This window comes from Oerskovia merdavium (genome assembly GCF_014836755.1).
Lineage (GTDB): Bacteria > Actinomycetota > Actinomycetes > Actinomycetales > Cellulomonadaceae > Oerskovia > Oerskovia merdavium.
In genome coordinates this window covers 496,175-523,015 of the sequence record NZ_JACSQF010000001.1, presented here as the reverse complement: position 1 = coordinate 523,015, position 26,841 = coordinate 496,175, and the positions used below count along the sequence as shown (strand labels likewise).

23 protein-coding genes, 1 pseudogene and 1 riboswitch are annotated in these 26,841 nt (G+C 68.1%); of the genes and pseudogenes, 8 read left to right on the top strand and 16 right to left on the bottom strand.

The window, feature by feature from the left end; all coding sequences use genetic code 11:
- Nucleotides 1–114: 114 nt before the first annotated feature.
- The 9 genes and pseudogenes from H9641_RS20880 to H9641_RS02110 all read right to left on the bottom strand — a co-directional run.
- Nucleotides 115–321, bottom strand: a pseudogene (locus H9641_RS20880) (IS3 family transposase); the annotation flags it as partial.
- A 948-nt stretch (nucleotides 322–1,269) separates the two neighbouring features.
- Nucleotides 1,270–1,809, bottom strand: a complete 540-nt coding sequence (locus H9641_RS02145; RefSeq protein ID WP_191800556.1) for a hypothetical protein — start codon at nucleotides 1,807–1,809, stop codon at nucleotides 1,270–1,272.
- A gap of 353 nt (nucleotides 1,810–2,162) precedes the next feature.
- Entirely contained in the window at nucleotides 2,163–3,266 is a 1,104-nt protein-coding gene (locus tag H9641_RS02140) for a glycosyltransferase family 4 protein (RefSeq protein WP_191800554.1), read from the bottom strand.
- 8 nt (nucleotides 3,267–3,274) lie between these two features.
- Complete coding sequence (locus tag H9641_RS02135; RefSeq protein ID WP_191800552.1) at nucleotides 3,275–4,804, bottom strand: DUF6270 domain-containing protein; 1,530 nt, start codon at nucleotides 4,802–4,804, stop codon at nucleotides 3,275–3,277.
- Nucleotides 4,801–5,949 carry a non-hydrolyzing UDP-N-acetylglucosamine 2-epimerase gene (gene wecB, locus H9641_RS02130; protein ID WP_191800550.1) on the bottom strand — a complete coding sequence of 383 codons (1,149 nt, stop codon included), beginning with the start codon at nucleotides 5,947–5,949 and terminating at the stop codon, nucleotides 4,801–4,803. Before wecB ends, H9641_RS02135 begins: the two co-directional genes overlap by 4 nt.
- A 2-nt stretch (nucleotides 5,950–5,951) precedes the next feature.
- Complete coding sequence (locus H9641_RS02125; RefSeq protein ID WP_191800548.1) at nucleotides 5,952–6,887, bottom strand: ABC transporter ATP-binding protein; 936 nt, start codon at nucleotides 6,885–6,887, stop codon at nucleotides 5,952–5,954.
- Entirely contained in the window at nucleotides 6,874–7,815 is a 942-nt protein-coding gene (locus H9641_RS02120) for an ABC transporter permease (RefSeq protein ID WP_191800546.1), read from the bottom strand. Before H9641_RS02120 ends, H9641_RS02125 begins: the two co-directional genes overlap by 14 nt.
- Nucleotides 7,812–9,560, bottom strand: a complete 1,749-nt coding sequence (locus tag H9641_RS02115) for a glycosyltransferase family 4 protein (RefSeq protein WP_191800544.1) — start codon at nucleotides 9,558–9,560, stop codon at nucleotides 7,812–7,814. Before H9641_RS02115 ends, H9641_RS02120 begins: the two co-directional genes overlap by 4 nt.
- Nucleotides 9,557–10,789, bottom strand: a complete 1,233-nt coding sequence (locus tag H9641_RS02110; RefSeq protein WP_318244324.1) for a glycosyltransferase family 4 protein — start codon at nucleotides 10,787–10,789, stop codon at nucleotides 9,557–9,559. Before H9641_RS02110 ends, H9641_RS02115 begins: the two co-directional genes overlap by 4 nt.
- 308 nt (nucleotides 10,790–11,097) lie before the next feature.
- Here H9641_RS02110 and H9641_RS02105 point away from each other — a divergent pair, with 308 nt between their 5' ends.
- Nucleotides 11,098–12,201 carry an LCP family protein gene (locus H9641_RS02105; RefSeq protein ID WP_318244323.1) on the top strand — a complete coding sequence of 368 codons (1,104 nt, stop codon included), beginning with the start codon at nucleotides 11,098–11,100 and terminating at the stop codon, nucleotides 12,199–12,201.
- A gap of 189 nt (nucleotides 12,202–12,390) precedes the next feature.
- Complete coding sequence (locus H9641_RS19870) at nucleotides 12,391–12,567, top strand: DUF6270 domain-containing protein (protein ID WP_225219759.1); 177 nt, start codon at nucleotides 12,391–12,393, stop codon at nucleotides 12,565–12,567.
- A 101-nt stretch (nucleotides 12,568–12,668) separates the two neighbouring features.
- On the opposite strand, the gene H9641_RS02100 is transcribed toward H9641_RS19870, so the two are convergent.
- Entirely contained in the window at nucleotides 12,669–13,136 is a 468-nt protein-coding gene (locus H9641_RS02100) for a hypothetical protein (protein WP_235534045.1), read from the bottom strand.
- 107 nt (nucleotides 13,137–13,243) lie between these two features.
- Here H9641_RS02100 and H9641_RS02095 point away from each other — a divergent pair, with 107 nt between their 5' ends.
- Nucleotides 13,244–13,711 carry a MarR family winged helix-turn-helix transcriptional regulator gene (locus H9641_RS02095; protein ID WP_056645445.1) on the top strand — a complete coding sequence of 156 codons (468 nt, stop codon included), beginning with the start codon at nucleotides 13,244–13,246 and terminating at the stop codon, nucleotides 13,709–13,711.
- A complete protein-coding gene (locus H9641_RS02090) occupies nucleotides 13,708–15,051 on the top strand; it encodes an MFS transporter (RefSeq protein WP_191800540.1) in 1,344 nt (447 codons plus the stop codon). The genes H9641_RS02095 and H9641_RS02090 overlap by 4 nt, the downstream gene beginning before the upstream one ends.
- Nucleotides 15,052–15,138: 87 nt before the next feature.
- Here H9641_RS02090 and serC read toward each other — a convergent pair whose 3' ends face one another.
- Complete coding sequence (gene serC, locus H9641_RS02085) at nucleotides 15,139–16,272, bottom strand: phosphoserine transaminase (protein WP_318244322.1); 1,134 nt, start codon at nucleotides 16,270–16,272, stop codon at nucleotides 15,139–15,141.
- Nucleotides 16,273–16,404: 132 nt separating this feature from the next.
- Here serC and H9641_RS02080 point away from each other — a divergent pair, with 132 nt between their 5' ends.
- From H9641_RS02080 to H9641_RS02070, 3 genes are all read left to right on the top strand, one after another.
- Nucleotides 16,405–17,121, top strand: a complete 717-nt coding sequence (locus H9641_RS02080; protein ID WP_191800538.1) for a metal-dependent transcriptional regulator — start codon at nucleotides 16,405–16,407, stop codon at nucleotides 17,119–17,121.
- A 220-nt stretch (nucleotides 17,122–17,341) separates the two neighbouring features.
- A riboswitch (cyclic di-AMP (ydaO/yuaA leader) is annotated at nucleotides 17,342–17,531 on the top strand.
- A gap of 149 nt (nucleotides 17,532–17,680) precedes the next feature.
- Nucleotides 17,681–18,319 (top strand): C40 family peptidase, encoded by a 639-nt coding sequence (locus H9641_RS02075; protein ID WP_225219758.1) that lies wholly within the window; start codon nucleotides 17,681–17,683, stop codon nucleotides 18,317–18,319.
- Between the two features lie 312 nt (nucleotides 18,320–18,631).
- The gene (locus H9641_RS02070; protein WP_191800534.1) at nucleotides 18,632–19,576 is read left to right on the top strand and encodes a universal stress protein; all 945 of its coding nucleotides are present in this window, start codon (nucleotides 18,632–18,634) and stop codon (nucleotides 19,574–19,576) included.
- A gap of 83 nt (nucleotides 19,577–19,659) precedes the next feature.
- Here the strand turns inward: H9641_RS02070 and H9641_RS02065 are convergent, their stop codons facing one another.
- The 5 genes from H9641_RS02065 to H9641_RS02045 all read right to left on the bottom strand — a co-directional run bounded on the left by H9641_RS02065 (nucleotide 19,660) and on the right by H9641_RS02045 (nucleotide 25,338).
- Complete coding sequence (locus H9641_RS02065; RefSeq protein WP_191800532.1) at nucleotides 19,660–20,502, bottom strand: ABC transporter permease; 843 nt, start codon at nucleotides 20,500–20,502, stop codon at nucleotides 19,660–19,662.
- Entirely contained in the window at nucleotides 20,502–21,563 is a 1,062-nt protein-coding gene (locus H9641_RS02060; RefSeq protein WP_191800530.1) for an ATP-binding cassette domain-containing protein, read from the bottom strand. The genes H9641_RS02065 and H9641_RS02060 overlap by 1 nt, the downstream gene beginning before the upstream one ends.
- Before the next feature lie 157 nt (nucleotides 21,564–21,720).
- The gene (locus H9641_RS02055) at nucleotides 21,721–22,992 is read right to left on the bottom strand and encodes an aminotransferase class I/II-fold pyridoxal phosphate-dependent enzyme (protein WP_191800528.1); all 1,272 of its coding nucleotides are present in this window, start codon (nucleotides 22,990–22,992) and stop codon (nucleotides 21,721–21,723) included.
- A gap of 10 nt (nucleotides 22,993–23,002) precedes the next feature.
- Nucleotides 23,003–24,379: an aspartate aminotransferase family protein gene (locus H9641_RS02050; RefSeq protein ID WP_191800526.1), complete on the bottom strand. Its 1,377-nt coding sequence runs from the start codon at nucleotides 24,377–24,379 to the stop codon at nucleotides 23,003–23,005.
- On the bottom strand, nucleotides 24,376–25,338 hold the full coding sequence (locus H9641_RS02045; protein WP_191800524.1) for a dimethylarginine dimethylaminohydrolase family protein: 963 nt from the start codon (nucleotides 25,336–25,338) through the stop codon (nucleotides 24,376–24,378). The genes H9641_RS02050 and H9641_RS02045 overlap by 4 nt, the downstream gene beginning before the upstream one ends.
- 401 nt (nucleotides 25,339–25,739) lie before the next feature.
- On the opposite strand from H9641_RS02045, the gene H9641_RS02040 reads away from it, so the two are divergent.
- Entirely contained in the window at nucleotides 25,740–26,732 is a 993-nt protein-coding gene (locus H9641_RS02040) for a PadR family transcriptional regulator (protein ID WP_191800523.1), read from the top strand.
- Nucleotides 26,733–26,841 lie beyond the last annotated feature (109 nt).

Here is a 26,841-nt window from a genome sequence, read left to right as displayed (position 1 = left end):
CTTGCCATGATCAGATCTTCTCGCTTCCTCCAGGGCGAACCTGGAATCAGCGTGTCCACGATCAGGGGTCAAGGCCCCCCAAGGAGTACCGCGACGGTGCGTTTCGTACCGGGTTTAGTGGTGACTTGGAACTGATGCTTCGATGGTAGTCGGAGCGAGGTTTTGATGGCGGTGGGCGGACTCGAACTCGGTCGGCGGGACGAGTCCGATCTCGCCGAGCACGCGCCGGTGGTTGAACCAGTCGATGTACTCGGCCGTGGCGATCTCGAAGTCGTCGATGCTCTCCCAGGGGCCATTGTTGCGTACGAGATCGGCCTTGAAGAGCGTGTGAAAGCCTCTGTCAGAGCGTTGTCGTAGGAGTCACCGGCCGATCCGACCGAGGCCACGACACCGGCTTAGGCGAGGCGCAGGGTGTGGCGATTGGCGATGTAGAGGGCTCCTCTATCGCACCCTACAGATCAGCTCGACCCCGAGCTCACGTCCCTCGACGACCTCACCACGGTGGACGTCGAGCTGGGCCACTACCTGGGCGATGGGCGGTCGAGCTCCGCCGCGAGGAAATCCGACGCCGTGCGCAGAATATGGTTCGCCGGCCGGCAACCTACGGTTCTCCCGCCAAAGCTCAGCCAACCACTGCCATCGCTCGCCGTGGTCACGGACCGAACACCAGCATCGACCTCCGCCCGCGTGACCCAGTTCCGCAACGTCTCAGGATTGATCCCGAGCTGCTCAACAACCCTGGCCAAAGCGCCCTGACGGGTCGCAGGATCAAGCCGCGGATCGACCGACATGCGGATCGCACAGTCCCGAAGCCCCTCCGGGGGTTTCCTCGGTGCAGCCATGACTTCCATCCACTCGGGGAATGAAAGCCTGGGCCAGACCCGCCACGAGACACTGCGGCGGACCCGCCAGAAGTCCGCCGAGCCACCATAACCACACACAGCGCCACGGCGATCGGGCCCGACAGCAGATGCCGCACCCCACGCGCCTGACGGGGGATCGGGAATGTCGGCCAGTACGTCATCTGATGCTCGCGCCGCGAAACAGTCCCACCCGCGGACAAAGCGATACAAGACGACGACATTCGCGAGTGTGCTCCCGGGCCGGATGAAGGCGTCGGAACCTGTCATTCAACCCGAGACCTGCAAGCCCGCACCGGCATGTCGGCCAGCAAAGACGCAGGCCACAGCCCCACATGCCAACTTTGCCGGGAGCCTGCTTCAGACCCCAACTACACCCACAAATGCGACGATTCTTAAAGACGGACCGCTAGATTACCTCCGCTTCCCGGAAGCCGAGGTTGGAGAGGATGCTTGACCAAGCTCCGTCGTCCAAACAACCTTCCAGTAGGCTTCTCAGGACGACCTTAGAGGGTGGAGTGTGCCCAGGCCCCCAGGCATCCTTAAGCATCCAGATCGAGTTCTCCGGCATGTTCGCCTTGACAAACGGGTTGTAATGACGTTCAACATGATATGCATCCTGCGTGTTCTGAAGAAGTGCAACAGTATTTCCCTGACGAGTTGAATACAAGTCGCACAAATCGGTTACGGCTCGCCGCTCCACGTACTCGAGTGGGTCGTACTCGTTCGCTTCGATGTTCCAAGCGGAGCACGCATATTCGCGCACCTTCCCCGAGATGTACCTTCGAATACTCGTCTGAGGATTGTAGGCAATGCAGAGACTTCCGGCAAACTTGGCAGAGTAGAAGAGTGAAGCATAGCCACCTGCGGAGCCGCCGAAGAACACTACTCTGCCTGCCCCATGGGAGTCCACTATGGCCTTCAGAATGCAAACTAAGTCGGATTGCAAGTGCGGAGCGTAGGAATCGCCAATGTGCCAACCGATAGTGATATCAGGAGCGCTCGTCAGTGCAGGGTCGGAAACAAAGACACGATTGAAATTGATTCCACGTGAGATCTCCTGACCGGCAAAGTAGGGAAGTCGAACGTCGCGAGGAGCTGCGCCGTGAAGGAAAACGACCGTGGTGTCCGTTACGGATCTACTCGGAACATTGTAGATGTCGAGTGGCCGCCCGTTTTGCCGGATCACAAGCATTCCCGATGGGACTTTCGAAGTTTGAAGGAACGACTCAACTGATTCGAATGTAGAAATTTGATGCTGTGACCCATCGATGGTTCGTTTCCGCACGTTCATCTCGGTTCCTAATCGACTTCACTGACGAGGTTGCTTCTGTTGGGCCACTGGGCGCTCAAAGTTGAACGCATTATGACGGCTTCATAGATTGCGTGAAGACGCCTGGTGCTCGCCCCGGAATTGTAAAATAGGTCCACCACACGTCGTGTTTGATGGCTCAGTTGTTCCCATAGATCGGGGTCTTCTGCAAGGCGTCTACAATTCAGGTAGACGTCCCGCCCGCGGACCATCTCACTACCGGGATTTCCAGCAAGTAGGGAGAGTGGATCACCAAATGGAGGAAGCGAGAAGCTGCCAATCTGACGGGTGAGGATCGTAGGAACCCCGCGCCGCATCGCATCGAGAGCCGCGCGGCCCGGAGCAATAGCCAAGAACGACCGATCATACATGGTGGAAAGCTCCGTAGCGTCCAACCAGCCAATGAGGCTTGTTCTAGGTGCGTATCGTCCGGACCAGACATTGGCCACTCGGCGCACAACCTCTCCGACGTGGGAGCCTGTTCCCGCTATCGTGAACATCCACCGCGGGTCTTCGTATTCCTGACAAGACGCCGCGAAGTCGTCCAATATTGAGAGGACCGGTCCAAAATCGCGATCAATCCGCGAAGCAATCGCAATCATGAATGGGGAACGTGCAGGCTGAAATGGGTGAACCGCTCCCCGCTCCACCTTGAACCGATTATCGATCGTAAATACTCTGGATTGATCAATACCTGGCGTTGCCCGAAGCCTGGTCGAGATCGCGTCGGTTACTCCGATGATGGCACTCGCCTTTGAATGCCACTCGCTAATCTTGTCATCGTACCAGCCGTGGATGGTGACGACGACTGGGATCTTGAGCACTTCCGCGGCAGCGAACGCAAACTCACGAGCGCCAAAAGGGTGCGAATGAATCAGATCCCAAGGCCCATATTTCTGCACGTCACGCATAGCGTCTTCGGTATCTGCCGGATCGGTTGCAATTACATTCAATCCAAGGTTCTTGAGTCGGTCGAGAAAGACACCTCTACGACCAAGGACGGTCACTTCTACGCCGAACTGGGGGGCCGAGACGGCAATTTCCTCGATATGATCGTGAAGCCCACCAGACTCTGCAACATAAGAGACCGGCATGAGAATCCTCATCTCTGATTCGCCAATATCATACGATCAAGTTGTGCCAAGATTGAATCTTGCAACTTCTCGGTCGAAATAGTGGCGAACGGTGCCTTTTCATTCGTGAACGTGTGAATCTTCGTGGTTCGCTTGGCTATCGGTGAAGAATTCATTTCCAACAAATCGGCAATGACGCGGAGTTGGCTGTTCCACTGTTCTGGATGGGACTGGTTAACAAAGACCTCGAACGAAGGCGGAGAGGCTCCTGCAGGCATTGCTCGAATGTCAGTCAGATCAGTCCCAGGTTCCGAGGCGTTATCATATATACGTTGAACAATCGCCCGAGGGGCTTTTCGTTCGAACCAGCCTAGGTCTGGATTGCAGAGAATTGCAGCGGGCGCCCCGTCACGGATACTTAGCTGGGCTGCGATGAATCCAGAAGCCCCGGATCCGACATAGATGCGATTGCTGCCATCCTGGCCTAGGACCCGATGGATCAAATGGAGCATTGCGGGAATCCCGGGGGTGCCCTTGGTCCCAAGCCCCCACCCTATTTGTATCGAATCGTTCGAGGTAAGGGTTGGATCGTTTAGAAAGACAAGATTCGCGGCACCATCGAGGTCTAGTGATTCGCGAAGCCAATTGGATCCGCTTCTCACTTCCTCCTCGGTCAAGTTCTCGATGGCTATTACGGTGGGCCTCGATGGGCTGAGGGTGCGAAATTCGTGAAGTATGTGCACATCGCCTACGGTGCTCAACTGGCGGGGGTGGTGCTCTTCTTTAAGGCGTGGAGTTGGAGTTGATTGTGATACCGCATCTGCTGATCCGGTGATGTTCCTGGCTAGCGAACGATATACTTCGTCTGTGTAGTGGAAGGCCGCGACGCCCCACCTACTGTTCCGATCGGCTCGTGGTGAGGGGTGTGTGATGCGAGCGCGCCCGAGAAGTTCCTCGACGTACTCTAGGTAGGGCTCCATTAGCTGGTTGGCTTGGTTTGCGGTAAGGCCGTAGCTTTGAGGTGTTTCTTCGGAATTGTTGTCGAATTGGGCCCATGGGGGTGCTAAGAGGATCGTCTTGTCAAGGAGGTTCAAGTTGCTGAGACGCTGTGCAAGGCGATTGCAGGCTGACGTCCAGATGGAGAAATGTTCGCTCGTCCCGAACTGGATGTGCCTGAGCGATGCGCGCGCGACCTTCGCAGTCATTCCGACCTGATCGAGTTCTACCATGCGTGTGACGTAGCTCCGGTCGGACATTTCAAAAACGCCGGTTCGTTCGTCGGTGATGTCCCATATGATTAGGTCAGGGCGTGCGTCTTCGAGGCTTGCGAGGAGATTGCCTTCCAGGCTTCCGCGTACCATTCTGCGCTGGAAGCGCGATGTCAGCGGAGTCAGGTCGATATCAAGTGTTGTCGGTGGAGAGATTGCGCTGAGTATCGATTGCCGTGCTATGTACTGTACGAGTTCGAACTTCTGTGGTTCGAGATGGCTAAACGTGTCACGAGATACGCAACTGCCAAAGACCAGGGTCTTTATTCGGGATGAAGCCTGGCCGGTCATGATGTGAACTCATCAATGTGGTCACTCGAACCGATCAGGCGGTTCCGAATCGCAGATACGGTCCGTCGAGACGCTTCGCCATCTCCGTAGGGGTTCACCGCGTTGGCCATTTTCGCGTACTCGATCGGGTTGCTGAGGAGCTCGGTGACGTCTGCGACGATTCTCTCCTCGTCGGTGCCGATCAGTCGAACTGTCCCGGCGGTCACCGCCTCTGGACGTTCAGTATTCTCGCGCATGACGAGGACAGGCTTTCCGAGGCTCGGGGCCTCCTCCTGAACGCCGCCAGAGTCCGTGAGGATGACCGTCGAGAGTGAGAGCATCCGGGTGAATTCGCCGTAAGCCAACGGTTCCGTCACGGTGATGTTTGGAAGACCGACGAGGTGGGGGAGGACCGCTTCGCGCACGATGGGGTTGCGGTGAGCGGGAAGAACGATCTCCGTCTCAGGGAAGGCGGTGGCGATGCGGGCAAGTGCTCTGCCGACGCCTTCCATCGCGCCACCCCAGTTCTCCCGCCGGTGTGTGGTCACCAGGAGAATGCGGCGTTCGGAGGCAGCGAGGGACTCCAGTGCCGGGTCCGAGAAAGGGAGCTCCTTTCCGACCGTAGTGAGCAGTGCGTCGATGACGGTGTTGCCGGTCACGACGATGTCGGCGTTGAGCACCCCCTCGGTGAGGAGATTGGCCTTGGAGACTTCGGTCGGCGCCAGGTGCAGTGCTGCGATCTGGGTCGTGATCTTGCGATTCGCCTCCTCCGGGAACGGAGAGGAGATGTCACCGCTCCGAAGGCCTGCTTCCAGGTGGATGACCGGAATCTGCCGGTAGAACGCGGCGAGGGCGGCGGCCGTCGACGTGGAGGTATCGCCCTGGACGATGACCGCCGTCGGCTTCTCCTTCTCAAGGATTTGGTCGAGTCCGTCGATGACACGCGCGAAGATCTGCGCGAGCGTCTGTCCATGGCTCATGATGTTCAGGTCGTGGTCGGGGACGATCCCGAACAGCTCGTTCACTTGGTCGAGCATCTCGCGGTGCTGGCCGGTCACAACTGTCACCGACTCGAAGTGAGCGCTCTCCTCGAGGGCCCGGATGACCGGAGCCACCTTGATGGCCTCAGGACGGGTGCCGTACACGGTCATGATGCGGGGGCGCATCGCTACCTACTCTCTGCATTGTCGGCGCGGGTCTTCGGCCGCTGCCCTCGTACGTGGCGGGGGGTGTAGAGCTTCCCCGGGGGTTCTTCGATCTTGACGAACGTGTCCTCACGCTCGCTGAGCGCGTCCTCGATGATCGTCTTGGCTTCCTCTGGTTTCTCCTTGGCGATCGCCCAGGCCCACTTGCGGTAGCGCAAGGCCACATCCTCGGCGGGACCATCCAGGATGAGACGGCCGTGATTGAGCCAGATGGCCCGGGTGCAGGTTTCCTCGATGGTCTGTGCAGCGTGGCTCACGAGGAAGACGGTGCCCGCGTTCTCGCGGAGCTTCTCCATCCGGACCTCGCTGCGCTCCTTGAAAGCGGCATCCCCGGTCGCAAGAGCCTCGTCGATGAGGAGGATGTCGGGGTTCGCTGCCGTCGCGATGGCAAACCGAAGGCGAGAGCCCATGCCTGACGAATACGTCTTCATGGGGAGGTAGATCGACTTCCCGAGGCCGGCGAGCTTGATGACGTCCGGCACAGCCAGCGCGGTCTCCTCGGGGGTGAGTCCCATCGCGAGGCAGCCGAGGCGGACGTTCTGTTCCCCCGACAGGTCGGGGACGAGGGCTGCGTTGACACCGATCAGGACCGGGGTGCTTTCCGCGAGCACCTGTCCGCGGGCAGGCTTCTCGAGCCCGGCAATGATTCGCAAGAGCGTGCTCTTGCCCGAGCCGTTCTGACCGACGATCCCGATCTGCTCGCCGGAGCGGGCGACGAAGGAGATACCGGCGAGAGCACGGACCAAGACCATGGGCTGCTGGCCCAGGAGCGTCTTGGCCGCACGGGCCAGAGGGTTCGCTCGGCGCCTCTCGGACGCGTCGGTCGACGGGACGCGATAGCGGACGTGGACGTCCTGGACCGCCACGGTCGCGGACGCGAACGGATCAGAGACGACCATAAGACTCCTCCCCCTGCCAGAAGACGAGGAAGCCCACGATGAGTGCACCGAATGCCCAGGCACTGAGAGCGAGCCACATGGAGCCCGGTACCGACACTCCGTAGAGAAGGCTGTTCCGCACGATGGTCAGCACCATGAACATCGGGTTGGCTTCCATGAGCGACAGGATCGTGGGGTGGTCGATGAACCTCTCGTAGGAGAAGAACACGGCTGAGCCGTAGAGCCACAGGCGCATCGCGAAGGAGATGAGCTGGTTGAGGTCCGGAAGCTTGGCGGCGGCGCGCGCGAGCAGCAGTGCCAGACCCGTGCAGAAGATCACCTGGAGTGCTAGGACCAAGGGGATCAGCGCGAGCCGCCAGGTAAGGACCTCAGTGGGCGGAAGAATGAGGATGATCGCGAACATGGCCGCGAGCACAGGGATCATGTTGAGCATCTCGCGGAGCACCACGGAGATGGGGAGTGCCGCCCGGGGAAACGCGAACGCTCGGATGAGGTTCCGTCCTGCGGTGATCGACCGTGCGCCGCCGGTCACACAACGTGTGGTGAACGAGAAGAGGAAGGTGCCGATGATCAGGTAGCCGACGAAGTTGTCGACACCACGGCCGGACTGCAGCAGCAGTCCGAAGATCAGGAAGTACGTCAGCCCGTCCAGGATCGGCTTGAGCACGAGCCACGCCGTGCCGAGCAGCGTCTCGCGCGTCCCGCTCGTGACCTTGGCGCGCGCGTCGGCCCACAGGAAGTAGCGCCGGTCCCAGAGCTGGGCGAGGTACTCGCCCAACGGCGGACGCGCTCCGACCCGCGTCAGGCGCCCCGCCGAGATGACCTCGACCTTGGTCTCGGGCCCCTCGAAGAGCATCGAGTAGAGGTCGACCGGGCTGGCCTTCCCCTCCGTCTGCCCCGTCGTGGGAGCCTTCGATGATGCGGTCATGCGGTGAATCCTAGGCAACGTCGGTAGATACCTCGGTACGCATCCGCGTTTTTCGCCCACGTGCGCTCGCTCGCGAGTACTCGACCTCGGGCAACGAGCTCCCCGGCGACGGCCGGGTCGTGCTGCAGCGACTCGATCGCATCCGCCCACCCGGGTAGGTCGTCGGGGTTGACGAGCAGCCCCCCGTGCGGTGCGTCGAGCACCTCGGCCAGGGCCGGCAGGTCGCTCGCGATCACAGGACGCCCGATCGCCATGGCCTCGACCGGCTTGAGGGGCGTGACCAGGCGGGTCACGCGGTCGTCGCGGCGCGGCACGAGGAATGCGTCGAGCGCTGACATGTACAGCGCGGCCTGCTCGTGGGGCACCCGCCCGGGGAAGGTCGCGTGCGGCCCCAGTCCCAGCTCGTCGGCCAGGCGCAGCAGGCCTGGCCGGGCCACACCGTCGCCCACGACGAGAGCCGTCACGTCGAGGCCGCGCCGACGCAGCAGCGCGACCGCGTGCAGGATCGTGTCGTGCCCCTCGTACCCGACGAGGCTGCTCACGGTGCCCACAACGAACGACGCCTCGGGCAGCCCCAGCGACGCACGCGCAGCAGCGGGTGTCGGATGCTCGGCCAGGAGCGACGAGCGCACGGCGTTCGGCACCACCGAGATCCGCTCGGCCGGGACTCCCCGGGAGACCAGCTCGTCGCGCATGGTCGCGCTCAGGGTCACCACCGCATCGGCGGCTACCGCGAGCTCGGTCTCCTTGGTGCGCAGCAGGGCGCGTCGTTCAGACCGCTCCGCGACCTCACGGGCCTCGGGTGTGCTGTGCGACGCGACCCACGTCTCCTCGGGCAGCCCGCGCACCTCGTAGACCCACGGGATCCCCAACCGCTCCGCGGCGGCACGCGTGACCTCTCCGTTGGTCCCGGGCGTCGTGGTGTGCAGGACGTCGGGCTCGAACCTTTCCGCAGCCCGGACCAGCAGGTCCGTTGCGTCCGAGAAACGGCGCGCCGGATCGTTCGGCAGGCCGGTCGGGATGAGCCGTCGGTAGGGGATCCCGTCGACCACGTCGACGCCCCGCGCACCCAACGAGCCGATCGTCACGGGATAGCCCGCACGTGTGGTGGCCTCGACGCGCAGCCCCGCGTCGCGCTGCGCGGTGAGGACCGCGTGGCTGCGCAGGGTGTACCCGCTCTGGGTGTGCGGCAACGAGTTGGTGAGGTGGTGCAGCACGGCGAGCGGCGCCGTCGGACCGGGGGAGGGCGCGGCAACCTCCCGCAGCCGGACCTCCGCGCGCGGCGCGAGCGCGTCGACCTGACCCAGCAGGCTCGCCAGGACCCGCTTCTCGGCGCGACCCGACGCGTGCGCAGCACGCAGGGCCGCGACGTCGCCTCGCTGCCACAGCGCCCGCAGTCCTGCGGGCCCGGGGGAGAGGACGCTGTCCAGGAGGTCGGGACGTCCGACGGCGACGGCGACCTCGGCGCCGATGCGCGAGCGCCCGCCCGACGTCTGGAGGAGCCGTGACGACTCGTCGGCGGCACCGGACGAGTCGCCCGCGAGGTAGCGCGAGAGAGCGCGCGAGGCCGAGGGGGACGGTGCGAGCCCCAGCGCACGGACCACGACGGCGCGGACCCGGGCCGGCGAGCGCCGCACGGCCTGGATCACGAGCCACACCGGGTCGTCGAGGACTGCGTGCGTCGCGAAGGACGCGGCGAAGCGGACGTTGCGCGCGAGCTCGCGCGCGGAGGACGGGCGGCTCATCGGGTGAGGCCGTCGAGCAGCGCGAGGTAGGTCTCGGCGAGGACGTCGTCGTTCGCGTGGGCAGCGACCCATGCGCTGGCTGCGTGGCTCGCAACGGGTGCTACCCCGGACGTGGCGTAGCCCGCCCAGAGGTTCGCGAGCGCCTCGACGTCCCCCGGGGGCACCACGTCGCCCGCCTCGAGGGACAGGACCAGCTCGGCTGACTCTCCCGCGACGCACGCCGTGACGTGGTGGCCCGACGCCATGACCTCGTACAGCTTGGACGGCACGGTCCACTGGAACGGCTCCCAGTCGCGCAGGGAGACCACCAGGGTGTCGGCCCAGCCGTAGAGGGCCTCGATCTCGGCGTGGGGGATGGGCGGGCCGATCGATACGGGCGCGCCCAACGACCGGGCGAGTGCGGCGAGCTGCGTCGCGTCGTTGCCGGCGCCGACGATCCTGACCTCGATCGGCAGCCCACGGGACTCGACCACGGCAGCCGCGCGCACCACGACCTCGAGCCCCTGGGACCTGCCGAGCGTCCCGGCGTAGACGACGCGGAACGGACGGGGTGCGAGGTCCGTGCCCGGAGCCACGGCAGGCTGGCTGACCACGGGGAAAGCCGTGCCGTTGCGCACGACGGCCACGTTGCGAGCACCACGGGAGCGGACGACGTCAGCGAACGTCTCGGTGGTGGTCACCACCAGGTCGGCGCGGGACTGCAGCCGCGTGATGACCCGGTGCGCGAGAGTCGTCGCGAACGCCCGGCCAGGGCGTCGCTGGGCGAGCGAACCGGTCATGATCCCGCTCGGGCGGATGAGGTCGGGCCAGGCGTCGCGCATCTCGACGACCAGGGCCGCACGGAAGATCCGTGCGAGCGCCCAGGCCGCGAACATGCTGGGGATACCGGGCACGGTCCCGATCACGACCGTGGGGCGGACGGTACGGCGACGCAGGCGCCGCCAGCCGAGGTGGATCGAGCTCAGGGCGGCCACGAGATGGTCCAGCGTGCGCGAGACCAGGGAGGTCGTGTGCTCCCGGTAGCGCACGCGGATGATGCGCTCGCCGTGTGCGCCGCGCGAGACCGTTCCCGGAAGGTGCGCTTCCGCCCCGGGGGCGAGGATCCCCGAGGGGTAGTGCGGCGGCGGAGTGAGGACGCTCACATCGATGCCCGCCGGGACGAACCGGGCGACGAGTGCTCCCCACCGGCGCTGCGGGGCCCCCGTCTCGGGCGCGTAGTGATGGGTCACGAGGAGGACCCGATGCCCCGACGACGGCTTCCGTCGCGCATGGAGCGCTCCCCTCGGTGCGCGACCGGTCATGTCCCCTGGTTTCTCTCAGCGATCCCGGCAGGTCGACATCGACACTGCTCGTGGTCTGGGCTGGTTCGCCCGAAATATTGCACGTGTGTCCCACGTGTTCGACGCGAAACCTCCACAGTCTATCTCCGTGCCAGGGGACCGTTGGTACGCCAAGAGATGGGTAGGTGGGGTGAACATCCGCGCGAGGGCGCCGATTCGGGGACCCTGAGCCCTGACGGTGTCCTAAGATCCTTGCCGTGTCAGACAACGAGCTGCTCCCCGTCGGGACCGAGTCCACCCCAGGTTCCGGCGACGTCGGGGCAGGTCGCCGTCATGTCCGCAAGCGCCGGCGCGGCGCCAGGACGGCGCTGATCGTCCTCGGAACGCTCGTCGCGGTGCTCTGCCTGGGCGGGGTCGCAGCTGTGGTCGCCTTCCGGAACAATCTCGACAGCAACATCGAGAAGCTGGCTGACCCGTTCGAGGGGATCCAGAACCGGCCGGAGGCCGCGCCAAGTGACCCCGAGGTGCCCGACGAGGCCGTCAACATCCTGGTGCTCGGGTCGGACAGCCGCATCTCGGCGGGCGACCCGTCCCAGTGGAAGGCGGGGGCGCAGCGCACCGACGCGATCATGCTCGTCCACCTGCCGGCCGACCGGAAGTCCGCCCAGGTGGTCTCGTTCCCGCGTGACAGCTGGGTGCCGATCCCGGGGCACGGCGAGGCGAAGATCAACGCGGCCTTCTCCTACGGCGGCCCGGCACTCATGATCGAGACCGTCGAGCAGCTCACGGGCGTGCGGATCGACCACTTCGCGCTCACCGACTTCACGTCCTTCACGTCCTTGACCGATGCCCTGGGCGGCGTGCAGATCCGCATCCCCGAGGACATCAGCGACGGCAAGAAGGTCCAGTTCGAGGCCGGCGTGCACATCATGACCGGTGAGCAGGCCCTCGCCTACACGCGTCAGCGCCACGGCCTGCCCAACGGGGACTTCGGTCGTGCGCAGCGTCAGCAGAACTGGATGCGCTCGATCCTTGCCAAGGTCAACAACAACCGTAACGACGTGCCTCTCATGACGTCGTTCTTCACGGCCTTCAGCCAGTCCGTGGCGGTCGACGAGCAGTTCACGATGGACCGTATCCAGAACCTGTACATGAGCGCGCGCGGGCTGTCGACCAACGACGTCACGTTCCTCACGGCCCCGCACAACGGCACGGGCCGCTCGGCGGACGGCCAGTCGATCGTGGTGCTCAACCGTGAGCTGCTCGACCCCCTCATGGCGTCGTTCGCGAGCGACAGCGCCGCGCAGTTCATCGAGGAGAACAAGGGAGTGCTCACGGTGCTTCCCGCGACGGTGAAGTGAGCATCCCAGCTCCCCCGGGCACGTCGCCTGTGGCGTGACTGTGGCGACGTGCAGGTGGACGTGATCGTCGTCGATCTCGTCGGCTGACGGTTCGGGATCCTCGTGGACGACCGCTCATGCGTCGGGACCTCGTCGGCGGGGATCTTCCATGCCTGCAGCGACTCGCCCGCGATCTCCGATCGGACTCGGATGTACGGGCGGTTGCGGAGGGACCTGGCGCCGCACCAGTTCGTCCGGGTGCCGGCGCATCTTGCGGTCGGCGACCCCGACCACCGGTGGGGGCGCTCGCCCGTCCACTACGTCGAGGAGTACTACCGGACCTTCCTCGACCTGCTCGACCACGCGACGGCGTCGCCTCGCCGCTGAGGTCGGCCTGCACCGCCACTGAACAGTGGCTTGGTCCCGCCGCTGAGCGTCGCGGGGCGTCGCTCAGCGGCGGGACGGGTCGAGGGGCCCAGGGAGGTCGGTCAGGCAGCGGTTCCGTCGAGCACGACGAGCCCGTCCCGGAACGACACGTCCGCGACGCTGGCGCCGGGGAGGCGGGCCTGGAGGAGACGCTGGACGTCGAGCGCGATCCTCGCGTCGGGCAGGACGCGTACCGAGCCGGCCGGCAGCCCCTTGGCGGTGACGACCGTCTCGATCCGGCTCGCGGCGAGGCCGAGGAGCTTGTGCGCGGGCAAGCCGCCCGCGTGCGCGTCCACGGAGAACGTCGCGACGCCGTCGGTCACCTCGACCACGCGCAGCGTGGCGCGGACCGTGGGCGCGAGGCGGGTCGCGAGCTTGAGGGGGGCGGGCAGGCGCTTGACCTGGCGCGGTTCCGCGACGAGGTCGAGCGCGTCGTCGCGCCCCGAGACGGAGGTGATGAAGGACGGCAGATTGCGGCCCATGAGCCCGAGGAGGTGGAGCGTCTCGGCGAGGGTGAGTTCCTGATGCACGGCGCACACCATAGCGGACGTTCGGGGCGAGTCGGGTGCCCCGTCGGGAGCGTTCTCGTCCCACCCGAACCCTTTCCTTACCTAAGGTAATGAGTTAGGGTAAAGAGATGCCTGCTGCGGAACCGATCACGTCCTCGTCCCCCACGAAGGCGCAGTGTCGGCCCGCGACCCTCGGTGGTGACCTGCGGGTCGCCCTGACCCGCGTCTCGCGCGCGCTGCGCTCGCAGCGCGGAGGAGCTGACCTTCCCGAAGGACAGTTCGGGGTCCTGACCGTGCTCCACAAGCACGGCGGCATGACCCCCGGCGCGCTCGCCACGCACGAGCGCATCCGGCCGCCCTCCATGACGCGCACCGTGAACGCGCTCGTCGAGCTCGGCCTGGTCCACAAGGTCGAGCACCCCACGGACGGGCGCCAGGTCGTCGTCGCGCTGACCGACGCCGGCGTGCTCGAGGTCAAGGAGACCCGGCGCCGCCGCGACGCGTGGCTCACCCAGCAGCTGACCAGCCTGACCCACGAAGAAAGAGAGACCTTGGCCCGCGCCAGTGACCTGTTGACCCGGATCGCCGCACGATGAGCGCGACGTTCTCCTCCCTCAAGTACTACAACTACCGCCTCTGGTTCGGCTCCGCGCTCGTCGCGAACGTCGGGACCTGGATGCAGCGCATCGCCCAGGACTGGCTCGTCCTGACGGTGCTCACGGCGAACTCCGGCGTCGCCGTCGGCGTCATCACGGCCCTGCAGTTCGCGCCCGTCCTCGCGCTGTCCGCGTGGGCCGGCGTCCTGGCGGACCGCCTGCCGCGCCGCAAGATGCTCATGGCCACGCAGGGCGCCTCGGGCGTGCTCGCGCTCGGGCTCGGCGCCCTGGTGCTCTCGGGGCACGTCGAGCTGTGGCACGTCTACGGGTTCGCGCTCGCGCTCGGGTGCGTGTCCGCGCTCGACGGCCCCGTGCGCCAGACGTTCGTCGCCGAGATGGTGCCGAGCGACAAGCTGTCCAACGCCGTGGGCCTCAACAGCGCGTCGTTCAACGCGGCCCGGTTGATCGGCCCCGGCGTCGCGGGCCTGCTGATCGCCGCGGTGGGCACGGGCTGGGTGTTCATCATCAACGGCATCAGCTTCGGCGCGACCATCTTCGCGCTGTCCCGGATGCGCACGCGCGAGATGCACAAGCTGCCCAGCGCGTCGCGCGAGAAGGGGCAGATCCGCGAGGGCATCCGCTACGTGCGCGGACGCTCCGACATCATCGTCATCATGGTGGTGCTGAGCGTCGTCTCCACGTTCGGGCTCAACTTCCAGCTCACGTCCGCCATGATGGCGCGCGTCGAGTTCGGCATGGGCGCGGGCGAGTACGGGATGCTCGGGTCGATCCTCGCGATCGGCTCGCTGACCGGCGCCCTCATGGCGGCGCGGCGCGAACGGCCGCGCGTGCGCCTCGTGATCGGGTCAGCGTTCGGCTTCGCGGTGGCCACGGGGGTCATGGCCCTCATGCCGAGCTACACGACGTTCGCGCTCGCGTGCATCCCGGTCGGCTTCGCGTCGCTGACCATGATGACCGCGGCCAACACGACCATCCAGATGACGACCGACCCCGTGATGCGTGGGCGCGTCATGTCCCTGTACATGATCGTGTTCCTCGGGGCGACGCCCGTCGGCGCGCCGATCGTCGGCTGGATCGCCGAGGCCTACGGGCCCCGCTGGGCGATCGGGATCGGCTCCATCACGGCGCTCCTGGTCTCGGTGGGTGCAGCGATCTGGGCCATGCGGAACTGGAAGTTCACGGTCAGCTACCGCGTGACGCAGCGCCCGCACCTCCTGGTGACCTACCCCGTGGGCGGCGCTGCGCGGCGCGCGAGCCGCAGCGACACACGCGGGCAGCTGGGCGTCGACGACGCGCAGGACGTGGCCGAGGCGGCCTGACCTCGCTCGGCCGCGGGCCGAGCCGACACGCCAGGAGTGGCCCGCCAGACTTCCCGGGGCGGGCCACTCCTGGCGTGCGGGGGAGGCTCAGGCCAGCGCGTCGACCACGAAGTCGATGCTCTGCGTGAGCAGTTCGACGTCCGTGGGCTCGATCGCGGGGAACATCCCGATGCGCAGCTGGTTGCGGCCCAGCTTGCGGTACGGGAACACGTCGAGGATCCCGTTGGCACGCAGCGCCGCGATGACCTGGGTCGCGTCGATCGACTCGTCCAGGTCGATGGTCCCGACGACGGTGGACCGGTCCTCGGGGCGCGTCACGAACGGCGTGGCCCACTCGCGCGACTCGGCCCACGCGTAGAGCGTGCGTGCCGAGGTCGCCGAGCGGGCGCTCGACCACGCGAGGCCGCCCTGCTCGTTGAGCCAGTCGACCTGCTCGGCGAACGTCACGAGCGTCGAGACCGACGGCGTGTTGAGCGTCTGGTCCTGGCGCGAGTTCGTCAGTGCGGCCTGGAGCGAGAGGAACTCGGGGACCCACCGGTCGCCGGACTCGATCTCCTCGAGGCGCGCGACGGCGTCGGGCGACAGGATCGCGACCCAGAGCCCGCCGTCGGACCCGAAGACCTTCTGCGGCGCGAAGTAGTAGACGTCGGTCTCGGCGAGGTCGACCGGGAGGGCGCCCGCGCCCGACGTCGCGTCCACGAGGGTCAGCGCACCCTGCTCGCGCGAGCCCTGGACGCGGCGCACGGGGGCCATGGCCCCCGTCGAGGTCTCGTTGTGGGGCCAGGCGTAGACGTCGACGCCGTCCGCGAGCTGCGGCACCGCGACCGACCCCGGGGGAGCGGTGAGGACCTGCGAGGGCTCGAGGAACGGCGCGCGCGTGGTCGCGGTCGCGAACTTGGCGCCGAACTCGCCGAACGCGGCGTGCTGGGCGCGCTCGCGCACCAGGCACAGCGTCGCGACGTCCCAGAACGCCGACGAGCCGCCGTTGCCGAGCACGACCTCGTACCCCTCGGGGGCGTCGAACAGGTCCGTGAGACCCGAGCGGATCCGGCGGACAAGGGACTTGACCGGCGCCTGACGGTGGGACGTGCCGAGCACGGACGTGCCGGCCTCGACGAGCGCGCGCACCTGTGCGTCGCGGACCTTGGAGGGGCCGCAGCCGAAGCGGCCGTCGCTGGGCAGCAGGTGCGGGGGGACGGTGATCTGGGTGGGCTCAGGCACAGGGCAACGATAGTCCGGCCTGGCGCGAACACCGGTGGGCGTCCACAATGTCGGTGGCTCGGACCTAAACTAGGGTCAGCGGCCCGCCGGTGCGGCAGGTGCCCCCAAGCCCTCAAGCGACAGGAGCGCGACGTGACCGACCTGATCGACACCACCGAGATGTATCTGAAGACCATCTACGAGCTCGACGAGGAGGGCATCGTCCCCCTGCGTGCGCGCATCGCGGAGCGACTCGGACACTCGGGACCCACCGTCTCCCAGACGGTGGCCCGCATGGAGCGGGACGGTCTCGTCGTCGTGACGGGGGACCGTCACCTCGAGCTCACCCCGGACGGCCACTCCAAGGCCCAGCGCGTCATGCGCAAGCACCGCCTCGCGGAGCGCCTGCTGACGGACGTCATCAAGCTCGACTGGGAGTTCGTGCACGTCGAGGCCTGCCGGTGGGAGCACGTCATGAGCGAGCTCGTCGAGAAGCGCCTCATCGGCCTGCTCGACCACCCGCACTACGACCCGTACGGCAACCCCATCCCGGGGCTCTCGGAGCTGGGTGAGGACATCCAGGAGATCGAGTACCTCGACGGCGTGGTCTCCCTGCCCGCGTACGTGGCCGCCGCGGACCGTGCGGGGCGCGAGCCCGGCGGGCTGCGCGTCGTCGTGCAGCGCATCGCGGAGCCGCTCCAGACGGACACGGACCTGCTGGCCCGCATCGCGGCCGCGGGCATCCTGCCGCGTCAGGAGGTCACGGTCACGCCGGAGGCGGGGTCGTTCACGGTGTCCGCGGAAGGTGCGGAGACGGTCCTCGACCTGCCCGACGACGTCGCTCGCCACATCTTCGTCACCGCGCCCTGAGCGCAGCGCGCGCCGCGTCCTGACGCCGCCCCGCACCCCCTTCGTGGGGTCTGGGGCGGGGTGCGTCCGGACCGTTCACGGGGTGCCCGGGGCAACGATCCTGTGGTGGTTCGTCCTGCTATACCAGGCTTTTCCAGGGCGTCGTGACGGGAACGTGACATTCACCCGGAGGTCGTGTACGTTCGGTTCTGCTTCACGGATGAATCGTCCGTCGAGGCCCTCGCGCGGAACGCCGAACCCTGTCACCGCGAGAGGAGCACCACGACCCGATGACAGGGACGGGGGACCCAAATTCGGGTACCGGAAACGGTGCCCTTGGGGTGAAGCCAGACGGACCTCGGTCCCGACGGCCGGGTGATTCTCCCACCCGAACCCGACAGCTGACCTCGCAGGCGTCCAGGAGAGGTATCCAGTGAACGCAGTCACGACCGGCGCACGCCACCGTGCAGCGCGACGCCCGCTTTCCACACTTGCTTCGGCGGCGACGGCTTCCTCCGTCGGCCGCCGCACCGCTGTCGTCGCTGCCTCGTCGGGACTGATCGTCTCGATGCTCGGCGCGATGCCCGCCACCGCTGCGCCCGTCGACCACGACACGGCCAAGCTCAACACCGTCGACCTGAACGCACTCACGACGCAGGCCCGTGCCGCGCTCGAGTCCGCTCCGTCCGTCACGGTCGCCGCTGAGGCCGGCTTCACGATCGAGAGCGCGGCCGTCGCCGTGACCCCCGCTCCTGAGCCCGAGCCCGAGCCGGTCGTCGAGCGTGCCACGCAGGTCACCTCGCGTTCCGCGGCCCGCACCGCGACCACCTCCGCCACGACCTCCACGACCGAGAAGGCGGCCTCGGTCTCCATCCCGGCCTCGGCCAACGGCAGCGCGATCGTCTCGATCGCCAGCCGCTACGTGGGCGTCCCGTACGTCTACGGGGGCACCACCCCGGACGGCTTCGACTGCTCCGGCTTCACGAGCTACGTCTTCGCGCAGGTCGGCATCACGCTGCCTCGCCAGTCGAGCGCCCAGGGCAACGTCGGCACCAAGGTGTCGCGCGCCGACGCCCAGCCCGGCGACCTGATCTGGACCCCCGGCCACATCTCGATCTACGCCGGCGACAACATGCAGATCGACGCGCCGCGCCCCGGCAAGACGATTCAGTTCCGTCAGATCTGGCAGTCGAACCCCACGTTCATCCGCGTCGCCTGAGAACCCGCAAGGTCCTCTGAGCGGCTCGCTCGCACGGAACCCCGTCGCCCCGCCTCGTGCGGGACGGCGGGGTTCTGTCGTCGGTCCGGTAGTCGGCTCAGGCGGAGTGCTGCGACGGCCCTCCTGCGCCAGGAGACGACGGTCTCGGGAGCTGTTCCGACGCTCGGAAGGTGGGGAAGGGCAGGGACGTCAGCGGTGCTGACACCGCGATGACGTACGACAGGAACGAACCCTGTGCCTCGGTGGACTTTGCCTGTTCTTTCGATAGGTTTGTCTCAGGATGGTGCTTCGCCATCGGGAGGAGATGAAACCATGACTCGTGCAGAGATCGTGCTCGTCGGGGTCGACGGTTCGGCGCCCAGCCTGCACGCCCTGGACTGGGCTGCTGCGTACGCGCGACAGGTCGGCTGGCCCCTGCACGTCGTGTGTTCGTACTCGCTCCCGTCGTTCACCGCGGCCTCGCTCGACGGCGGCTACGCGGCCCTGGACGACACCGCAATCCAGGAGGGCGCCAAGGCCGTCCTGGCCGAGGCGACCCAGCGTGCCGAGGCGGCGGGCGTCAGGACGACCGCCGCGATAGCGACCGGTGACGCCGCAGGTGTCCTGGTCGAGCTCTCCAAGGACTACGGCCTCGTGGTCGTCGGGACACGGGGCCGTGGTGGGTTCACCGAGCGTCTGCTCGGCACCGTCTCGTCGGCGCTGCCTGCGCACTCGCGGTGCCCCACGGTCGTCGTCCCGCTCAAGTCGGGCGGGGACGACGGTGACCTCCCGGCGATCCAGCCGCTCAAGCGGATCGTGGTCGGCGTCGACGGCTCGCCGTCCGCGGACATCGCGCTGCGGCACGCCATCAGGCAGGCCAGGGCGTGGGACGCCGAGCTCGTCGCGGTCGCCGGGGTGCCCGTGGGGGCCGGTGCGGGGCTGCTCGCGTGGCTGCCGGCCTCGATCGACCACCAGCAGGTCCTCGACGACATCACCGAGGGCCTCAACGTCATCGTGGACCGGCACGAGGCCGGGAACCCCGACGTCCCCATCAAGCGGATCGTCCTCGACGGCACGGGCGCCGAGCTCCTCACGGAGTTCTCGACGGCCTCGGACCTCGTCGTGGTCGGGTCGCGCGGGCGCGGAGGGTTCACAGGCCTGCTCCTGGGATCGACGAGCCAGGCCGTCCTGCACCACTCGGCCTGCCCCGTCATGGTCGTGACCAAGCGCTGCGAGGACGAGAAGCCCCCCGCGGCGAAGGACGCGACGACGGACTGACGTCGCCCGCCCACGTGAGCACGCTCGAGCGGGCGTGACCCTCGAGGTCGCGCCCGCTCTGACGTGCCGACGGTCTGGCGGGATCAGTTGCGGGTGCGGTACAGGTGCATCGTGATCGGCGCGAAGACGGCCGTGAGCAGTACCGAGGCCAGCAGCACCCAGCCGATCTGGTCGAACGTCGCGGTGCCCGCCATGAGTGCGCGGACCGCGGTCGCGAGGTGGCTCACGGGGTTGATCTCGGCCCAGGCGCGCAGCGCGGAGGGCATGGTGTCCGGGTTGACGAAGATGTTCGACGCGAAGGTCAACGGCATGAGGACCAGCATCGAGACGCCCATGACCGCGTTGGGGGTGCGCATCACGAGACCCAGGATCGTGAAGATCCAGCTGATCGCGAACGCGAAGACCAGCAGCAGGGCCACGGCCAGCAGGACGCCGACCACCCCGCCGGCGGGCCGGAACCCGATCGCGAGCCCCAGACCCACCGTGATGGCCGACGCGATCGTGTACCGGACCGTGTCTCCCATAAGCGCGCCGACGATCGGGGCGGGACGCCAGATCGGCAGTGACCGGAAGCGGTCGAACACGCCCTTGGTGATGTCCGTGTTGAGGGTGAACCCCGTGTAGACCGTGATGATCAGGACCGTCTGCACCAGGATGCCCGGCAGCAGGTACTGCAGGTAGGTCGTGGTGTCCCCGGCGATCGCCCCGCCGAACAGGTACGTGAACATGAGCGTGAAGATGATCGGCGTCAGCGTGACGTCGAACAGCTGCTCGGGGACGTGCTTGATCTTGAGCAGGGCCCGCCACGCGAACGTCAGGGTGTTGGCGAGCGGCGAGGGTCGGGTCGGGTGCTGGTCGATCGCGATGGCCTCGCGCAGGGTCTGTGCCTCCGGGGTGGTGATCACCTCGGTCTGGGTCGCGGCCATCAGGCCACCTCCTCAGCGTCGTTCGCCGTGTCGCGGTCGTTCGCCGTGTCGCGGTCGTTCATGGCACCTCGGCCGTTCGTGGCGACTCCGTCGTCCTGGTCCTCCTCGTCGACCGGCTGGCCCGTGAGAGCCAGGAAGACCTCGTCGAGGCTCGGTTGCCCCAGCGTGAACTCCGGTACCGCGATGCCCGCGTCCGCGAGAGCGGGCAGGAGCTGTGCCGCCAGGTCCGCGCCGTCGTCGGGCACGCGCGCCGAGAACGCGTACGGGTCCGGCGCGAGCACGACCTCCGCGCGCAGGACGCGCTCGACGATCTCCGCGGCCCGGAGCCGGTCGCCCGAGTCCGCGAGCCGCAGGCTCACCGACCCTTCGCCGACCGAGCGCTTGAGCTCGGTCGCGGTGCCCTCGGCGATGACCTTGCCGTGGTCGATCACGGCGATGCGGTCCGCGAGCTGGTCGGCCTCCTCCAGGTACTGGGTCGTGAGCAGCACGGTCGCGCCGTCCGCCACGAGCACGCGCACGATGTCCCACACCTGGTTGCGGCTGCGCGGGTCGAGCCCTGTGGTCGGTTCGTCGAGGAACAGCACCCGCGGGCTCATGACGAGGCTCGCGGCGAGGTCGATGCGGCGGCGCATGCCGCCCGAGTACGTCTTGACGGGCCGGTTCGCGGCCTCGGCGATGCCGAACGCCTCCATGAGGTCCATGCCCCGGCGCCTGGCCGCGGGCTTCGAGAACCCGTAGAGGCGCGCGATGACGATGAGGTTCTCCGCGCCGGTCAGGTCCTCGTCGACCGACGCGTACTGGCCCGTGAGGCCTACGAGCGAGCGGACGGCGTCGGGCTGGGCCAGGACGTCGTGCCCCAGGACGTGGGCTGTTCCCGCGTCGGGGCGCAGGAGGGTCGTGAGCATGCGGACGGCCGTGGTCTTGCCCGCGCCGTTGGGACCGAGGACCCCGTAGACCGTGCCGGTCGGCACGGCGAGGTCGATCCCGTCGACGGCCCGGGTCTCCTTGAAGTGCTTGACGAGGCCATGGGCCTCGATCGCGAGATCTGGTGCGCTGGTCATACGTGCTCCCTGTGTCGTGGGTGGTGCACGGGTCTGTCCAGGGTCGACCTGCGGCGGCGCGAGAACTCATCGGTGCCGCTCGGCCGAGATCTCCATCATGCGACGACGGGCGGCCCCGGACCAGGGGTCCGGGGCCGCCCGTCGGGTGCGGTGCAGGTCAGGCGTCCGCTGCGGCCTTCTCCGCCGCGGCGAGCAGGACGCACGTCGCGACGCCGTCGATCGCGACGCGGACCTCGTCGAGCGGGGGCAGCGTGGGGGCCAGACGGATGTTGGCGTCCTGCGGGTCCTTGCCGTACGGGAACGTGGCACCCGCGGGCGTCAGGGCGATGCCTGCCTCCTTGGCGAGCTGGACCACGCGCGCCGCGGTGCCCGGCACGACGTCGAGCGACACGAAGTACCCGCCGAGCGGCGCGGTCCAGGACGCGACGCCGTCCGTGCCGAGGCGCTCTCGCAGGATCGTGTCGACGGCCTCGAACTTGGGCGCGATCACGTCGCGATGCTTGCGCATGTGGGCGCGCACGCCCTCGGCGTCGCCGAAGAACTCGGCGTGCCGGAGCTGGTTGACCTTGTCCGGGCCGATCGACTGGGCTGCGAGGTGCTTCTTGTACCAGGAGATGTTGGCCGGGGAGGAGCCCAGGAACGCGACCCCCGCGCCGGGGAACGTGATCTTGGAGGTCGAGGCGTAGAGCAGCACACGGTCCGGGTTGCCGGCCTCGGCGGCCAGGGCCAGCGCGGGCGCGGACTCGGTCTCGACGTCCGTGAGGTGGTGCACCGCGTACGCGTTGTCCCACATGATGCGGAAGTCGGGGGCTGCGGCAGGCATCGAGACGAGACGCTGGGCGACCTCGCGCGAGACGACCGAGCCGTCCGGGTTCGCGTAGGTGGGCACGACCCACATGCCCTTGATGCTCGGGTCGTCCGCGACGAGCGCGGCGACGGCCTCGGCGTCGGGACCGTCGGCCGTCATGGGGACGGTCACCATCTCGATGCCGAACGCCTCGCACAGCGTGAAGTGGCGGTCGTAGCCCGGGACCGGGCACACGAACCGGACCTTCTCCTCGCGCGACCAGGGGCGCTCGGAGCCGGGCAGACCGAACAGCATCGCGAACGCGAGCGTGTCGTGCATGAGCGTGAGGCTCGCGTTGCCGCCCGCGAGGAGCTGGGCGACGGGGACGTCGAGCAGCTCGGCGAAGATGCGGCGGATCTGCGGCAGGCCGTCGAGCCCGCCGTAGTTGCGCACGTCGGTGCCGTCGGCGTCGGTGACCGTTCCTGCGCCCGGCAGTGCCAGGAGGGCGTCGGAGAGGTCGAGCTGCTCGGCGGAGGGCTTGCCGCGCGTCAGGTCGAGCTTCAGGCCGAGGGACTGCAGGTCAGCGTAGGCCTGCTGCCACTCGGCGAGGCGGGTGGAGGTGTCAGAGGCAGGAGTGGTCACCCTCCGGACTCTACCGATCTGCGGCGAGCTGCGTCAGGGCGTCACGCAGAGCGGCCATCCCGAGGTCGAGGTCTGGACGTTCGATCACGAGCGGGGGCGCGAGCCGGATGGTCGAGCCGTGCGTGTCCTTGGCCAGGACGCCGCGCGCGAGCAGGGCCTCGCACAGGTCGCGGCCCGTCCCGCGGGCCGGGTCGAGGTCGATCCCGGCCCACAGCCCCACGCCTCGCACACCCGTCAGTAGCCCGTCGTCGACGAGGCCCGCGAGGCGTTCGTGCAGGTGCTCGCCCAGGTCGCGGGTGCGGGCCTGGAGCTCGCCTGTCTCGAGGAGCCCGACGACCGCGAGGCCGACCGCGCACGCGAGCGGGTTGCCGCCGAACGTCGATCCGTGCGTCCCGGGCGTCAGCACGTCCAGGATCTCGTGCCTCCCGACGACCGCCGAGACCGGTACGACGCCGCCGCCCAGGGCCTTGCCGAGCGTCACGAGGTCCGGCTTCACGTCCCACAGCTCGCACGCGAGCGTGGTCCCGGTCCTGCCCAGGCCGGACTGGATCTCGTCCGCGATCAGCAGGACGTCTCGCTCGTCGCACACGCGGCGCAGCGCGGGCCAGTAGTCGTCCGGGGGCACGACGACGCCCGACTCTCCCTGGATCGGCTCCATGAGGACGGCGACCGTGGTCTCGTCGATCGCGTCCGCGACGGCGCGCGCGTCGCCGTACGGCACGAGGCGGAAACCAGGTGTGAACGGGTCGTACCCGTCGCGCGCGTCGGGGTCGTCGGAGAACGACACGATGGTCGTGGTCCGTCCGTGGAAGTTCCCGTGCCCGACGACGATGCTCGCCCGCCCGGCCGGCACGCCCTTGACCTCGTAGCCCCACTTGCGGGCGATCTTGATCGCGGTCTCGACGGCCTCGGCGCCCGTGTTCATGGGCACCATCACGGCGCTGCCGCCGTCGCCGGGACGGCCCCCGTCACCTGCTCGCCCGGCCGACGTGACCGGGGCGGCGCCCTGGACGAGCGGCCCGACCAGGCGCGTGAGCCGGTCCGCGAACGGGTGCAGCAGGTCGTGGTCGAACGCGCGCGACGTGAGCGTGACGCGCCCGAGCTGCTCGGTCGCGGCAGCGATCAGCCCGGGGTGGCGGTGCCCGAAGTTCAGGGCCGAGTACCCCGCGAGCAGGTCGAGGTAGCGGCGGCCCGCGACGTCGGTGACCCAGGCGCCGTCGCCCGTCGCGATCGTCACGGGCAGCGGGTGGTAGTTGTGCGCGAGCGAGTCGTGGCGTCGGCTTCCGGTGCCCGACGGCGCCGCTCCCGTCGTGCGGGCCGGTGCGGCGTCGGCGGTGGTGCCCGGGCTGGGCGCGGGGGTGGGGACCGCCTGGCTCTGGGCGCTCACGGCCGGATCTCCAGGGTGCAGCACTTGGACCCGCCGCCCCCGCGCAGCAGCTCCGATGTGTCGACCCCGATGGTCTCGTAGCCCCGCTCGGCCAGCGCCGCGGCGAAGCGGGTCGCCGCCGGGGTGTGGATCACGTGCAGCCCGTCGCTCACGGCGTTGAGGCCCAGGACCAGCGCGTCGTCCTCGGGCGCGTGATGGGCGTCGGGGTAGCGCTCGGCCAGGAGCTCCTGGGACGCGGGGGAGAAGGCCGGCGGGTAGTAGGCGACGTCGACCGTCGCCTCGGCGCGAGCACGCGTGAGGTGCGCCGCGTCGCGCGGGGGAGCGGCGCCGTCGGGCAGGGGGGAGAGGAGAGGTGGCGGCGTGCCGTCCGGCGCGACACGCGGAGTGCCCGCGCCGCCGCCGCTGCCCTCGCTGCCGCGCAGGACCACGAGCGCGGTGTCGAGGTGGTAGAAGCGCGGATCGACGAGCTCGAGCGTGAGGACCTCGCGGCCCCACAGGTCGGCCGCCTCCTGGTGGGCGCTGACCTCGGTGCGGAATCCCGTCCCGGCCAGGACGACGTCGCCCGCGACGAGCAGATCTCCCTCGCCCTCGTTGACGTGGTCGGCCGAGTGGGTCACGTAGCCGCGGTCCGCGAACCACTTGAGGTACGCGGGCCCCTCGGGGGCGCGTTCGGGGTGCCGGAAGAGCGCCGAGTAGACCAGGCCGTCGACGACGGTCGCGCCGTTGGCCGCGTAGACCATGTCGGGCAGGCCGGGTTCCGGCTCGATGAGGTCGACCTGGTGCCCGAGGTCGAGGTACACGTCGCGCAGGCGCTCCCACTGGGAGACGGCGAGCGCGGTGTCGACGGGGCGGGCGCGGTCCATCCAGGGGTTGATCTCGTAGCTGACCGTGAAGTACGTGGGGCGGCACATCAGGAAGTGCCGCGGGGTCTGCGTGGGACCCGGGGTGCTGGTCGTCATCTGCGCCTCTGTCGTGGTCTCGGTGGGCGTGGGACGTGCGACGGTGCGGGGTGTGCGTCGTTGCACGGTGACTGCTGCGGTCCCGGGTCGCGAGCCGGTCCGGGTCCTTCAGGTCACTGTACGACCCGGACGGTGTCTTGGGTGGTCGGCCGGCGGCCGACGGAAGGTCTCGACACTCGATCGAGATCAGGGGTTGACTATCGATACGTCAGCGATATATCTTTAACTCATCGACGCAGAGGGTGCGGAACAGCGCACCGCGTCGAGGACCCGGATGTCAGGCCGAGGGCCCGTCGCAGAACCGACGAGAACCCGCCGGCACCCGCCACCCGAGCCCAGCGCTCGGGCCGCCCCGCAGAGGGGCTCCACAGACAGAACAGACTCATCACAGGAGACACCACATGCGTACCCCCCACCAGCACCCAGAATCTTCCCGTCCGCCCCGCGACCGTTCCGGCCGCGCAGGCGCATTCGACTCCTTCGAGGGCCGACCCCGTCGCCGACGCGACGACTTCCCCGAGTCCGGAGAGGGCTTCGGCCCGGACTTCGGCGCCGACTTCGGCGGGCCCCGCGGTCGCCGTGGCGGCCGACCCGACGGCTCCGGCCGCGGTGAGCCCGGTCGCGGACCCGAGGGGTCGGGCCGACCGGGGCGTGGCCCCGACGGCCACCACGGTCACCCGGGTCACCACGACCATCACGAGCACGGCGGATCCGACGAGCGCTTCGACGACCGGTTCGAAGGACGCGGGCCCCGCGGGCACCGTGGCGGACCCGGTGGTGGCCCTCGCGGGCACCGCGGCCCTGGCGGCCGTGGCCCCGGCGGTCGTGCCGGGCGCGGTGACATCCGCGCCGCGGTCCTGCTCCTCCTGACCGAGGCGCCCATGCACGGGTACCAGATCATCCAGGAGATCGGCGAGCGCACCTCGGGTGCGTGGCGTCCGAGCCCCGGCGCGATCTACCCGGCGCTGAGCCTGCTCGAGGACGAGGGCCTCGTGACCATCACGGCCGAGGGCGGGCGCAAGCTCGCGAGCCTCACCGACGACGGTCGCACCTACGTCACCGAGCACGCCGACGAGCTCGGCTCTCCCTGGCAGGACGCGGCCGACGGCGGCGTCCGCCCGGCGCGGCAGCTCCGAGGTTCGCTCCAGCAGGTCGCCGAGGCGCTCCGGCAGGTCGCCCGGTCGGGCTCGGACGAGCAGGTGGCCCAGGCCGTCGCGCTCCTCGAGCGCACGCGCCGCGAGCTCTACCTGATCCTCGCGGGACCGTCCGACGCGTCGGCCGCCGCAGCGACGGGTTCGGGGGCTCCGACCGACGTCGACCCCACGATCGTCGACGCGGCCGCGGACGCCAGCCCGGAGCCCACCGACGGCACCGAGGACGCGCCGCAGGCGTGAATCTCGGCAGGTCGTGACCGTCGCCGAGCATGCGGTGGGCGTCAGGAACCGGCTGGTTCTGAACGACGACCGCATGCTCGACGAACGACGACCGCATGGTCGGCTCGGC